Raw genomic sequence first — 12,732 nt, 5'->3', positions numbered from 1 at the left:
CTTGAGGCCGTGGCATCCGTTCGATACGTCGCGATCGGCGACTCCTTCACCGAGGGCGTGGGCGACGAGCTCCCCGACGGACACGTGCGCGGCTGGGCCGACCTCGTGGCACAGGGGTGGGCGAACACCACCGGCGAGAGCGTCGAGTACGCCAACCTCGCGATCCGCGGCAAGCTCGTCTGGCCGATCATCGAGCAGCAGCTCGAGCCGGCGCTTGCGCTCAAGCCGACGCACCTGTCGTTCAACGGCGGCGGCAACGACATGCTGCGCCCCCGCACCAGCGTCGCCCACGTCCTCGCCGCCTTCGAGACGGTGCTGCGCCGCTGCGACGAGGAGGGTGTCCAGCTCATCGTGCTCTCGGGGGCGAATCCGACGGCGCAGCTGCCGCTCAAGCGCGTGATCCAGCGACGCGGCGACCTCCTGTCGTACGCCGTCGAGGCGCGTCTGGCCGCGCGCACCGATGTCGTGCAGGCGTACAACTGGTTCGACGAGGAGCTGGCGACGCCGCCGTACTGGTCCGAGGACCGCCTGCACATGAATGCACGCGGACACCACCGCGTCGCCGCGCGCGTGCTGAGCTCACTCGGCGTCGAGCCGGTGCCGGAGTGGTGGTCGCAGCCGCCACTGCCCCCGATGGGCCCCCGTGGCGCCGCCTACTACCGCGAGCACGTCGGCCCGTGGGTGCGGCGGCGTCTGGCCGGCACGTCGTCCGGTGACGGCCGCGAACCGAAGTACGGTCAGTGGACCGAGATCGCCCCGACCGCCCGCTGAGCCACCGCCCGCTGAGCGACCGTCACGGCGCAGCCGGATCGACGCGCGTCACCGCGTAGGTGAGCTCGGCGAAGGCACCTGCCTGCCGCACGGCGGTGAGCTGCAGCCGGTCGGCACCGAGGCTTCGGGGGAGGAGGGGCTTGCCCGACGGCAGCGTCGCGGGCGCGATCGATACGCGGATCTCGTCGAGGAGGCCGGCATCGGCGAACTGGCCCGCGAGGTCGCCGCCGCCGACGATCCACACGCCACGGTCGCCTGCCGCATCGCGGATCTGCGGCCACGCCTCGCGCACGTCGCCCGAGGCGAACCGGATGTCGACGCCCGGAACTACGGGCTGCTCCTTGCTCGTGAACACCCATGTGGGGCGGTCGCCGTAGTACGACGGCCATTTCTCGGGGTGAGCCACCAGGTCCTCGTGCTCGAGCACCCACCGGTACGTCGATGACCCCTGCACCAGCACGCCGATGCCCGCCAGGAACCGCTGGAAGTCCTCATCGCCGCCTTCGCCGCCCGGTGCGGCGAAGAGCCACTCCAGCGAGTCATGGTCGTCGGCGAGGAAGCCGTTGAGCGTGGTGGCGGTGTAGAAGACGACCCGAGGCATGCGGTCACCGTAGCGCGCATCTCCGACAAAGGCTTGACCTTCTATTCAACCAAGTAGTACTGTACTGATCAGTTGAATAAGGAGGCGAGATGACCGATGCGCTGAGCCGCACCTTCGCGGCACTCGCCGACCCCACTCGGCGCGCGATGCTCGCGCGGCTGAGCCAGGGCGAGGCGACCGTGGGGGAGCTCGCCGAGCCGTTCGACATGACCTTCGCCGCCGTGTCGAAGCACCTCCGCGTCCTCGAGGGAGCGGGGCTCGTCACGCGGGGCCGCAACGCCCAGTACCGGCCGGCCCGGCTCGACGCGCGACCCCTGGCGGCGGCATCCGTCTGGATCGGCGACTATGCGCAGTTCTGGGAAGACAGTCTCGGCGCCCTCGATCAGTACCTCAACGCGCTGCAGCAGCTCGGCGCTGCCCGCACGACACCGACCGGCGGCCCCGCCGCACCCACAGAGAAGGAGAACGACCATGACTGAGTACTTCACCGTCACCCGCACCCTGCAGGCTCCGCGGGAGCTGGTGTTCGAGACGTTGACCAAGCCCGAGCACTTCGCCGTGTGGTTCGGCACCGCAGCCGTGGAGGTGCCGCAGGACAGCCTCACGATGGACGTGCGTCCCGGCGGCGCCTTCCGGGCCGTGATGCTGCTGCCCGACGGCAACCGCATCGACTGGGCGGGGGAGTACAAGGTGGTCGAGCCGCCCTCGCACCTCGCGATGACGCTCACCGACCAGCCCGGCGACGACGCGGGGCTGCCCGTGCTCTTCGACCTGGAAGAGGCCGGCGACGGCACCGTGCTCACCATCCGCCAGGACCGCAGCGACTTCTCCGACGAGCAGGTCGCCGCGACGATCGCCGGTTACAACTCATTCATCGACGACATCGAGCACGTGCTGGAGCGCCTCCAGAGCGCCTGAGCGCCGTCACAGCGCGCCCGGGCGGCGCAGCGCGCTCATCGCGAGCACGCTGCCCGCCCGGGCGCTCTCACGTGGGCCGGCGCCGGCCAGCGCCGCCACGATGTACCCCGCGGCGAAGGCGTCGCCCGCACCCGTCGAGTCGAGCACGTCGTCGACTCTGTCGACGGGCACCGCGGTCGTCTCGCCGCCCTCGGAGACGAGCACGGGCTCCGCGCCGCGTTTGACGACGTACACGCCCGCCGGCGCGACCCCGAGCTCGTCCGCTGTGGCCGCTTCGTCCGCGTTCGCGAAGACGACATCGGGCTCGAGATCCTCCAGCAGGCGACACAGCCGTTCGCCGCCCAGCGCGCGCATCGTCGCGACACTCGACAGGTCGAGGCTCACGCGGGCGCCCCGCGCTGCCGCGTGGATCGCAGCATCCGTCACCGCCCGCGCCGAGCGGGGCGCCGCGAAGCCGTACAGCGGCAGATGCACCCAGTCGGCGTCGGAGATCCACTCCGGATCGATGCGGTCGAGCTCGGCTGCCGCGCCGCGGTCGGTGATCATGGTGCGTTCGCCCACGGCGTCGACGAGCACGACGATCGAGCCGGTGCGACCGTGCCGCTGCACCTGGGCGTCGACGCCGGCGGCCTCGAGCTCGCCCACGAGCGCGACGGCGAGTGTGTCGTCGCCGACACGGCCGATGAAGCGGGACGGATGCTGCGCCGCAGCCGCCACTGCGACGTTCGCGGCGCTTCCGCCCCGTGTGAGACGCACCTCGGCAGGATTGTCGGTGCCGCGCTCGAGCGTCGCGCCGCCGAGGACGATGAGGTCGGCGACGAGGTCGCCGATGACGACGAGCATCAGGCGTCGCCGGCGAGCGCCCGCGCGATGCGGGCGCCGAGGTCGACGTTGCCCCGGTACACCGCGACGTTCACGTCCAGGCTCCGTCCTGCCGTCTCACGCTGGAAGAAGTCCAGCAGGAACGGAGTCGTGTCGTGTCCCGTCACGCCCTGCGCGTCAGCCGCGGCGAGCGCCCGCGTCAGCACGTCGTCGTGCAGCGCCGGGTCGAGCTCGCGATCGGCGCCGACGGGGTTGGCGACCAACAGGGTCGACGAGATGCCCAGCGCGTCGCGGGTGCGTGCGATCGCGGCGATCTCGGCGGGGGAGTCCACCGAGTATTCGACGTCGTAGCCCGAGTCGCCGACGTAGAAGCCGGGGTAGTCCGTGGTGCGGTAACCGACGACGGCGAGGTTCAGCGTCTCGAGCCGCTCGAGAGTGAGCGCGATGTCGAGGATCGACTTGACGCCGGCACTCACCACCACGAGCGGAAGCCCCGCCAGGGTCGGCAGGTCGGCGGACTCGTCGAAGGTCCGCGCGGCTCCGCGGTGCACGCCGCCGAGCCCGCCGGTCGAGAATACCCGCACGCCGGCCCGTGCCGCGAGGTGCGCGGTGGCGGCCACGGTCGTCCCCGCGCTGAGCCCCTTGACCACGGCGACGGGCACGTCCCGCACACTCGCCTTCACGACACCGTCGGCGGTCGAGAGGCGCTCGATCTCGTCGGGCGACAGGCCCACGGTGGGGCGTCCGTCGACGAGGCCGATCGTCGCCGGCACGACGCCGAGCGCCCGGACGCGGGCCTCGGCTTCGAGGGCGACCGTGAGATTGCGCGGGCGCGGCAGGCCGTGCGTGAAGATCGTGGACTCGAGCGCGAGCACGGGATCGCCCGAGGCGACGGCGTCCCGCACCTCCGGCGCGATGACGAGGGGATCGGACACGGGCATCCTTTCGATCCGGCAGTTCATCCGACCCGGACAGGGACACAGTATCGAGCGGATGCCGCCACCCGGGCGCTCAGCCGCGCTCAGCCGCGCCGGCGGCGCCGCGCGCGGGGCGGATCCATTCCGAGGCGGATGCGCGTGCGCTTGCGCTCGATGACGATGAAGATGCTGCCGAGCGCCCACAGCGGCACCTGCATCAGGAACGCGAGACGGAAGGCATCCAGGTTGTACGTCTCGGGCGTTCCCGCCCCCTGCAGGTCGAGCGCGAGGCCGATGAGGAGGATCGCGAGGAGTGCCGCGAGGAATCCGCCCGCGTTCGTCACCCCGGTAGCGGTGCTGAGGCGGTGCGACGGATTGTGCGTGCGGGCGTGGTCGAACGCGATCATCGACGCGGGCCCGCCGGTCGCGAGGGCCACGGCGAGCGCGAGCAGGAGCCACAGCGGCGCCGGTCCCGGATAGGCGATCACGACGAGCCAGGCGACCGCCTGCACGGCGACGGTGGGCAGCACGAGCGCCCGCGAACGCAGGTGCGGGATGCGGCGCGACAGCTCGCCCATGATGGGTCCGAGCGCCATGCCCACCACGACGTACAGCGACATGATCGACGCGGCCTCGGCCGTCGTGCGCCCCTCGCCCGCGGTGAGGAACGGCATGCCCCACAGCAGCACGAACGCGGTTCCCGCGAACGGCGTGGTGAAGTGCGACCAGAAGGCCAGACGTGTCCCCGGATGCGCCCAGGCCGCGCGGATGCCGACCCCGGTGTCCACCGACGACGTCACGACCCGGATCGCGCCCGTGTCGGTGTCGACCGACACGTCCTCGTCGCGGTCGGGCGGGTGGTTGCGGATGAGCAGGAAGACGAGGATCGCGAACAGCACGCCGAGCCCGGCGATGCTGCCGAAGGTGATGGTCCAGCTGGTGGCGTGCAGCAGCGCCGCGAGCGGGATCAGCGCCACCAACTGCCCCGACTGACCCACGATGCCGGTGAGCTGCACCATGATCGGGCCGCGCTGCGCGGGAAACCACGTCGCGATCAGGCGCAGCACGCCCGGGAAGATCGCCGCATCTCCGGCGCCCAGCAGCATGCGCGCGAGGATCGCCACGCCGACGCTGGGGGAGATCGCCATGGTCAGCTGTCCCACCGCCATCAGCAGCATCCCGACCGTCATGATCGGCCGCGCGCCGTACCGGTCGAGAAGGACGCCGATCGGGATCTGCATCCCGCCGTACACCGCGAGCTGCACCACCGCGAACATCGACAGCGTCGCGGCATCCGCGTCGAAGCGCGCTGCGGCATCCACGCCGACGGCGCTCAGCGACGAGCGGTTCGTGATCGCGAGGACGTACGCGGCGACGCCGACCGCCCAGATCACCCAGGCATATGCTCCCGGCCCCGTCGCGCGAGGACGGGACAGACTGTGCACCCTTCCACAGTAGTCACCGCGACGGATGCTGCCGCCCGCGCCCGCCCACTCACCGGGCCGTCCTGCGGGGTTGAGCCGAGCTGCGCCTTGCGGCAGCATCCGTCGCCTGTCAACCCCCTCCCTGATACAGGTGGGGATGCGGGAGCGTAGGCGAGGGACTACTCGTCCCGATACAGGGGAGGGCCGCTCGCCGTGCCCCGGAAAGGACACCTCGCATGAGTATCGGAGCAGGCATCGCCCTCTTCGCCATCGGAGCGATCCTCGCGTTCGCGGTGAACGTGGAGGTCGAGTGGGTGAATCTCGACATGATCGGCTACATCCTCATGGGTGCCGGAGCCGTCATCTTCCTGATCGGCATCGTGCTCCTGGCGCGTCGCCGCCGCACGGAGTCCGTCACGCGCACCGCGGTCGACCCCAACGTCAACGAGCAGGTCACACGCCGGAGCACGAGCACGACGGACGACACCGCCGGACTCTGAACGACTTTCCGGCTGCGGGCGCTGCGGTGCCCGCAGCCGGAGTAATGTGCGCAGGTGCTCGGAGGAGGTCTCGATCGACGATCGGAACGCCTCGACCCCTCGCATCTCGATCGGCGTGCCAAGTGCTGCGGCATGATCGCCGCGGAGAGACTCCCAGCGCTCGCGCGACATGACGAAGCGGTTGTGCAGCACCGCGACGCCTTCGCGAGCGACATGGACGGCGCCATCGGACTCGTAGCCCACGCGCCGTGACACGGCATTCGACGGACCGTTGTGACGAAGGCGCCCGACGTCGCCTCCCGCGCCCCGAGGCCCTCGAACGCGAGGTGGAGCGCAAGCATCCGCATGCGGGTGCCGATGCCGCGCCCCTGGTGAGCGTGCCCCAGCCACGATCCTGTCGTCACACGGCGCAGCACCGGCCACTCATTCGCCGTCAGCCCCTGAACGCCGGCGGGGATGCCGTCGTGCAGAACCGCGAACTCGAGCACGAACGCGTCGGCGCAGACGCGGCCTCGGATGCCCCACTGGAATGTGAGAACGCTCCGCGCGACCTCCTCCGCCGTGCCGCGCGACCAGGGGTGCTCGAACGGCATCATCTCAGGATCATGGATGCCTCGACCCGCCAGTTCCGCGAGTTGCACGAGGAGAGCGTCATCGATCCAGCGGAGCTCGAGGTCGCCCGCGCGCACCGACACCGCCGAAGCGGGCCAGAGGCGGGCGAGCGCGTCGGTGTGCGGCATCCCGGAAGTCTGCCAGACGACGCGTTCCGGAGGTAGAGTGACCATGCGCCCACTTTGAATGGGCGCTCGCCCATTAGGAGTTGGATGCCCACCGGTCACGCGCTTCAGGATCCTCGCCGCGTCTTGCTGGATGCGGGACGAGAAGTTCTCGCGGCACACGGAGCCGACGCGCTCACCAGCAGGTCGGTGACCGAGGCGTCCGGCGTCGCGAAGGGTGTGCTGCATCGCCACTTCGAGGACTTCGACGCCTACGTCGCAGCCCTCGTGGCAGACGAGGCCGTCCGCATCCAGGCGATCGAGCCGCGTGTGGCGGACTCCGCCGCGGCCGCGACCACGGATGTGATCGAGCAGACCTTCACACCGACGATGCTCGGGCTCGTGAGCCTCGTCATCGGCCGCGACGGTGTGCGGCGGCGTGTCGGCGATGGTTCGCCCGGCATTCCGCTGCTCGGAGATGCGACGACCGCGGTCGCGGACGTCCTGGCCGCGGGACGCGAGGTCGGGTGGATCCGCAAGGACGCCGACGTCCCCGTTCTGGCATTGGCGCTCGCGGGCAGCGCCTACCTCCTGTCGGCGGGAGCGTCGGGCGCCCTCCCGGATCACGACGCCGTGACAGAGGTCGTCGAGTCGATCTTCGCGGCGTCCCTCTGAACCCGCCGGAAGACCGACCCGATCACTCGTCGCGCTCGACCGGCAACCACAGTTCGCACGTCGCCGTGCTGAAGTCAGGGGAGCGGTCGAGCACCGCCACGATGGACGGACCCGGCCGCAGTCGCCAGGGGTTGGACGGGAACCAGTCGCTCGCCGTCGCGGCCCAGGTCGATTGAAGCGCGGCGGGGTATGGGCCTTCCGTGCGGAAGACCGCCCACGCGCCGGCCGGAACCTCGATCACATCGAGATCATCGGGCGGGGAGACGTCCTCACCGACCGCGACACCGTGGAGGTAGGTCAGCTCGCTGCCCTCGATGTAGTCGGGGTCGATGTCGGCACTCACCTGCAGAAGCCCCGCGGGCTCGGTGCTGCTGAGGTCCTTGAGCCGCGCGTGCTCGGCGACGGGCAGAGCGGCGACGTGGGCCTGGATGTGCGGATTGACCCCCTGGTGGATGAGGGGCACGCGTGCGGCATGACCGATCAGCAGGAAGGCCGGTCGGTCGGCGATACGGGTGTCCATGGGTGTGTTCCCTTCTACGGTCAGGCGGAACCTGAGCTGCGGTTGCGATCGAAGGGGACCGCCGTCGCGGCGCACATCAGCGGGGCTCGCACCGTGCACCGCACGGAACGCACGACCGAACGCCTCGGTGGAGCCGTAGCCATGGCGCACCGCGATGTCGAGCATCTCGCCGTCGCCGAGCACCTCAGCGGCAGCGACGGTCATCCGCCGGCGGCGGATGTACTCCGACAGCGGCATCCCCGCGAGCGATGAGAACATGCGGCGTGCGTGGTACTCGGTGGTGCCGAGGCCGGCGGCGAGCCCGGCGACGTCGACGTCGACCGACAGGTCGGCTTCGACGAGCTCGATCACCCGGTTGAGAATCGCGATCACGGTTCCTCCTTCCACACCAGCCTCGTCGGGCACGCAGGGACGCGCCCGACTATCGCGGTTCGATTCGATCGTGCCGCATGGGATGTCAGAAGGGCGGGTTCTCCGGCGGTTCTGCGATCCGGTCGAGCAACGCGCGGACGCGTTCTCGCAGGCCGGCGAACGGGTTGGTGGTGTGATGCCCGCTGGGGAACTCGACCTCGATGCTGCCGTCCTCCCGCCTCTGATGTCGCAGCAGCGTGGTGTCTTTCAGCGCGTGGTCGGGGTCGCACAGCGGATCGAGGTTCGCGATGTCGGTTTCGCCGCGATCAGGACCGTGATAAGCGCAGTGGTGATCGATGTCTCCGTCGATCGCGAGGCGGTCGCAGCCGTCGCGTGCGCACGTGCCATGCACCAGAGCCAGCCACTCTCGTTGCGCACGGGTGGCCTTGCGGGCTCGCCGGTCCATGTCGAGGATGACGCCGGTGACCGGGTCGGTGATCACCCTTGTGAATGCGCCGGCGTCGAGCAGCATCTGCCGGGCGGTGGCATCGTCGATCGCTCCGATTCCGGGGATCAGGCAGTCACTGTTCAGATCCAGACCCGCCACCTCGGTGGAGATCGCCGGGAGGCGCACGCTCGCCCTCGCCGCGGGAACGAGCCGGTCGAGAGGAACGGTCACGAGCACCTTCGACTTCACTCGAGTGACGTCGCCGCCGATCAACATGTCAGCGAACAGATCCGCACGGATCTGCCCTGTCGTGCGACCGTCGCGCTGGACCGCAGGCATCTGCTTCGCCGTCAGCGAGAGTTCGCGGTCGAAAGCGTGTGCACGATCTGTTGTGACCATCGCGTATACCCACGACATGCCGTCGGCGACGTCCTCGACGTACACCGTGCGTCGAGCGAAGGCGGCTACGTGCCGCTGCGTGCGGGTGCACGCCGTCAGCCGGTCGGCGACCAGGCGAGCTTGCCGGCGGGTGCCGCTGACAGTGGACGACACGGCAATATCGCGCATCAGCTCATCGAACCCGCCGCTCGCATCGGGGACACTCTCGATGAGCGGCAACTGGGCGAGTACGGCCTTCACGTGCGCGATCGATATCAGCCCATCGCGCGCGGCCTGCCAAACGCGGGGGAGTTGCGCGAGCGCCCGTTGCGCCACGGCCGCCGACGACCGCACTTCGCCCTCCGTGAGCCGCAGCCGCGAAGACGCCTCGAGAGCTGCGCACCGCTCCGCCAGCGTGGCATCGCCGCCGAGCGATGGAAACCTTCCGGCGAGGCGTGGATCGAAGTCCACGTTCACGTACAGCTCAGGATGTGCGCGCGCGAAGTCGAGCACCTCGGCGAGATGCTCGCTCTGCCGCGACGCACGCCGGTTCATCTCGAACTGCGCTGACTCCGCGTCCCCGAACAACTCCCTGAGCACGAACGCATGGCCCACATGTTCAACGGTCGGCGAGAGGGCTTCCATGAGTCGAGTTTAGTACTTATCTTCGATCCTGCATAGATCTGACGTGAAGGTTGATCGAAGATAAGACGTCTGATCGCGCCTCCAGCGATCCTTACGCCGACCGCGCCGCTACGGTGGATCCGCCGCTCGAAAACCTCTCGGCGGGGGAGAAGCTCATACGCCTTCCAGGCCGAACCACTTGTCGATCCCGTCGAACTGACCGCCGGGAGACTCTGCGCGACGTCGGGAGCTTCCAACGTGCGGTCGACGGAGCCCGTGACAGTCGCCGCGTCGTCTGCCTCCAACGCTCGCAGACGACAGAGCAAGCTCAACGCCGACGACGCTGACCCCACAAACCGCAGGTCGGCGTCGATTTCAGGGGAGCGTCGTGAGATTCCTCCACCTCACAGCTTCACGCATGCTGGGAAACCGCGTTACCCGTTTCCTCACCATGCCACCTTGTCCACCCAATGGGGGACAGCGTATTCCGAGACAAGTCGATACGCTCGGCCCAATCCTCAAAGACCCAGCCTGGGTCCGGCTAAAGAGAAGGAATAGCAGATGAGCAACGTGGCTCTGAGAACACTCATTATGGGCGCCTGCGTCACCCTACTGACTCCACTGCTGATGGGAGCGGCCGAGGCGCCGCCGGAGCCGGAGGTGTACATTTACCATCCCGAGTCGGGTGAACGGACCTACTTATCCGATCTGACCGATCTAATCCCGAGCGAGCAGACTCAATCCCCCGGTACGATCACGCCGATGCTTATCGACACCCCCACGGCATACGCCGCGTGCTTCGGGGTGGGGACTCCTCAGTTTCCCGATTTTCCGCTCCGGTCCTACGGCTGGGTACCCCAGGCCACTGGGACCGTCTACCTCCAGTGCGGTCCGATCAGCACCAAGACGTATGGCTGGCATCACATCCAGGACCGCCACCAGAACCAGTGGCAGGCTCGGGTGAACGCGATACCGAGTTCGGTCGCCTGGGACGACTTCATGGAGGGAATCACTCGCCAGGTGCTCGATTGGCCGGACAACTACACGAAAGAGTACGGCGGTAAGCGCTGCTACACGTCGATGATCCAGATCTGGACGACGAGCGGAACCCTCCTCTATACCTTCAACCCTTCTGTCGTCGTCTCGATGACCAACAATCGTGTGATCACGAGCTACGCCCCTGACACCACGGATTGCCGCCGGTTTGCACAATGGTGGTACGAGTAGAACTTGGGTTGCCGTGGGTTGGGTGGCCTATCCGCTGCGGCAACGACTACGGGTTCGGCGCGGAGGTGCTGAACGAGCATCTTGTCGAACGCCTCGCGGCATGGTCACGCGAGTTCAGCGAGAACGTCGACGAAGTCCATGGATGGAGGTCGCGCAAAGTACGACTCGGCCATCTTTCAGAGGCTCATGAGCTGCGCGCGATTCTCCAGGCGGAACTCGGACCCGACTTCGAGGTGGTGCTCGATCCGATTGGTTCCGGTTCGGAGCCTTTCGGAGACGAGGTGGATCTGAACGGGTGACTACACAAGTGGAAGCGCCTCCCCAGTCCTGCCGGGATCAATCACGCTCTCGTCGGAGAGTTATGTAATCAGCCTTTGGTGCTGCGGCGCGCGCGGCGTGGAGCGTGATGGTGTGGCCGCTGTAGCCGAGGAGGTCGATGAGGCTGCGGGCGTCGACTTGCCGGGTGAGGTCCTGCAGTGTGGCGTTGCGGGCGCGTTGAGGGTCGATTCCGAGGACTTTGAGCTGCTGGCTCAGCGTCCGTTCGTGAAGGTGGCCTCCGGCTCGTCGGCCGGGGAAGAGCCAGTCCGTGCCGGTGTTGCCGGTGCGTTGGTTGTCGGGTGCCGCGAAGTAGGTTACGAAGGTTTCGGCGAGCTCGCTCGGCACGACGGTGGGCGTACTTCCGAGCTGGAGGTAGAGGCCGTCGACGCGCCGCAGGGCGTCTCGTTGCCGCAGCATCACGATCCGGTTGAGGGGTTGCGCCCAGAGCAGGAAGATCAGGCCCGCGATCCGGGTGGATGCAACGACTTGTCCCAGCTCGATGCAGTTGCGCACCATCTCCAGTCGTTGCTCCTGGGTGACCATCGGCAGCGATTTTGCGACGCGGTGTGGGGCGTCCATGGTTCGCTGGCGGCGGCTCTTTCCGCGCTGCAGCCAGTGCATGTAGTTCCGGATGTGTGTCCGGGTCGTCGCGCCTTCGCTGAGGTATTCGTCGACGTGGGCTTGCTGGATGCCGGCGGGGCCGACGTTGTGGGCGGTGCGGAGCCAGACCAGGAACTTGCTGGCTTCGGTGATCTCCTGCTTGGCGGCGTGGGTGACCGTGTCGAGGTTGACCGCATCGGCGTGCTTCTCCTTCTCGCGGATGCGGCGGAGGTGTCGCCATGTAGCGAATTGTTCGATGTTGCTGCGGGTGCCGTCGTCGGGAAGCTGCGCCAGACGTGCCGTGAGCCAGAGTCTGAAACGGGCCACCGGTTCACTGCCTCTCCGTGGGAGCGCGCCGTGGTGCGTGAGCAGGGCGCGAATGTGTTCCGCGGCCGCGGATCGATGGAGTGAGTCGAGTGCTTCGTGGGTGAGCGGCAGTTCGCGGGTGCCGATGCGCGTGAGTAGCTCGTGCGCTCGAGCGCCTCGGAGGTAGCTGATGATGCTTTCCGGCCGGTCGGCGGCGGCGAGGGCGTCGACGAGTTGCAGGATCTGGCGGTCGTTTCCAGGTTTGAGCAGGGCGTTGAGGTCGTCGTTGAGGGCGCAGCGCGCGCAGAGTCCGCCGCGGTGGCGTTCGGCTTCCTGTGCGCAGCGGTTGCAGGTGAGGTTGGTTCGGATGCCGGCGCAGTCGCGGCAGATCGGTTGACCGGTGGCGGAGCGGCCGGGCGTCATCCGGTGGGTGTGGCAGTGTGCGCAGGTGCCGTAGGTGTGGGTGGCGGTGGTGAAGCAGGGGCCGCAGATGGCGCCGTCGGGCCATCGCACCCGGATGCGTGCGACTTTGTTCTGGCAGCGGTCGCAGCGGAGATCGCCAGTGGAGCGAGGTCTCCCGCGAGGGATCGGATCGGTGAAGGTGCGAAGGGTGGGA

14 protein-coding genes and 1 pseudogene are annotated in these 12,732 nt (G+C 68.6%); 7 read left to right on the top strand and 8 right to left on the bottom strand.

The genetic code is table 11. The features are described 5' to 3' along the window. The first annotated feature begins 9 nt into the window (after positions 1-9). Positions 10-771, top strand: coding sequence for an SGNH/GDSL hydrolase family protein (locus tag ASF40_RS05635; RefSeq protein WP_056367240.1), 762 nt, complete (start codon positions 10-12; stop codon positions 769-771). A 22-nt stretch (positions 772-793) separates the two neighbouring features. Here ASF40_RS05635 and ASF40_RS05630 read toward each other — a convergent pair whose 3' ends face one another. Then, on the bottom strand, positions 794-1,372 hold the full coding sequence (locus ASF40_RS05630) for a dihydrofolate reductase family protein (RefSeq protein WP_056367239.1): 579 nt from the start codon (positions 1,370-1,372) through the stop codon (positions 794-796). An 89-nt stretch (positions 1,373-1,461) separates the two neighbouring features. Between ASF40_RS05630 and ASF40_RS05625 the strand changes: the two genes are divergently transcribed. Then, a complete protein-coding gene (locus ASF40_RS05625) occupies positions 1,462-1,851 on the top strand; it encodes an ArsR/SmtB family transcription factor (RefSeq protein ID WP_056367238.1) in 390 nt (129 codons plus the stop codon). Further along, entirely contained in the window at positions 1,844-2,290 is a 447-nt protein-coding gene (locus tag ASF40_RS05620) for an SRPBCC family protein (protein ID WP_056367237.1), read from the top strand. The genes ASF40_RS05625 and ASF40_RS05620 overlap by 8 nt, the downstream gene beginning before the upstream one ends. A 6-nt stretch (positions 2,291-2,296) precedes the next feature. Here the strand turns inward: ASF40_RS05620 and ASF40_RS05615 are convergent, their stop codons facing one another. From ASF40_RS05615 to ASF40_RS05605, 3 genes are all read right to left on the bottom strand, one after another. Beyond that, entirely contained in the window at positions 2,297-3,133 is an 837-nt protein-coding gene (locus ASF40_RS05615) for a carbohydrate kinase family protein (RefSeq protein ID WP_056367236.1), read from the bottom strand. Further along, positions 3,133-4,053 carry a pseudouridine-5'-phosphate glycosidase gene (locus ASF40_RS05610; protein ID WP_056367235.1) on the bottom strand — a complete coding sequence of 307 codons (921 nt, stop codon included), beginning with the start codon at positions 4,051-4,053 and terminating at the stop codon, positions 3,133-3,135. Before ASF40_RS05610 ends, ASF40_RS05615 begins: the two co-directional genes overlap by 1 nt. An 80-nt stretch (positions 4,054-4,133) precedes the next feature. Continuing rightward, positions 4,134-5,423, bottom strand: a complete 1,290-nt coding sequence (locus tag ASF40_RS05605; protein ID WP_200919438.1) for an MFS transporter — start codon at positions 5,421-5,423, stop codon at positions 4,134-4,136. A 266-nt stretch (positions 5,424-5,689) separates the two neighbouring features. Here ASF40_RS05605 and ASF40_RS05600 point away from each other — a divergent pair, with 266 nt between their 5' ends. Continuing rightward, entirely contained in the window at positions 5,690-5,953 is a 264-nt protein-coding gene (locus ASF40_RS05600) for a DUF6458 family protein (RefSeq protein ID WP_056367234.1), read from the top strand. Between the two features lie 350 nt (positions 5,954-6,303). Here the strand turns inward: ASF40_RS05600 and ASF40_RS21710 are convergent. Then, positions 6,304-6,693, bottom strand: a pseudogene (locus tag ASF40_RS21710) (GNAT family N-acetyltransferase); the annotation flags it as partial. Between the two features lie 84 nt (positions 6,694-6,777). Between ASF40_RS21710 and ASF40_RS05595 the strand changes: the two are divergent. Continuing rightward, the gene (locus tag ASF40_RS05595) at positions 6,778-7,344 is read left to right on the top strand and encodes a TetR/AcrR family transcriptional regulator (RefSeq protein ID WP_056367233.1); all 567 of its coding nucleotides are present in this window, start codon (positions 6,778-6,780) and stop codon (positions 7,342-7,344) included. A gap of 22 nt (positions 7,345-7,366) precedes the next feature. Here ASF40_RS05595 and ASF40_RS05590 read toward each other — a convergent pair whose 3' ends face one another. Continuing rightward, entirely contained in the window at positions 7,367-8,236 is an 870-nt protein-coding gene (locus tag ASF40_RS05590) for an AraC family transcriptional regulator (RefSeq protein WP_056367232.1), read from the bottom strand. A gap of 85 nt (positions 8,237-8,321) precedes the next feature. Beyond that, complete coding sequence (locus tag ASF40_RS05585) at positions 8,322-9,686, bottom strand: DUF222 domain-containing protein (protein WP_056367231.1); 1,365 nt, start codon at positions 9,684-9,686, stop codon at positions 8,322-8,324. Between the two features lie 540 nt (positions 9,687-10,226). Between ASF40_RS05585 and ASF40_RS05580 the strand changes: the two genes are divergently transcribed. Together ASF40_RS05580 and ASF40_RS05575 are read left to right on the top strand one after the other, a co-directional pair. Next, entirely contained in the window at positions 10,227-10,892 is a 666-nt protein-coding gene (locus ASF40_RS05580; RefSeq protein ID WP_056367230.1) for a hypothetical protein, read from the top strand. Positions 10,893-10,957: 65 nt separating this feature from the next. Beyond that, positions 10,958-11,191, top strand: a complete 234-nt coding sequence (locus tag ASF40_RS05575) for a hypothetical protein (RefSeq protein WP_056367229.1) — start codon at positions 10,958-10,960, stop codon at positions 11,189-11,191. A 37-nt stretch (positions 11,192-11,228) separates the two neighbouring features. Here ASF40_RS05575 and ASF40_RS05570 read toward each other — a convergent pair whose 3' ends face one another. After that, complete coding sequence (locus tag ASF40_RS05570; RefSeq protein WP_056367228.1) at positions 11,229-12,539, bottom strand: hypothetical protein; 1,311 nt, start codon at positions 12,537-12,539, stop codon at positions 11,229-11,231. Between the last annotated feature and the right edge of the window lie 193 nt (positions 12,540-12,732).

It is taken from the genome of Microbacterium sp. Leaf288 (assembly GCF_001422925.1).
In the GTDB taxonomy this organism is placed as follows: Bacteria; Actinomycetota; Actinomycetes; order Actinomycetales; family Microbacteriaceae; genus Microbacterium.
The sequence above is the reverse complement of the archived record's forward strand: the minus strand, read 5'-3'. Positions and strand labels throughout refer to the sequence as shown.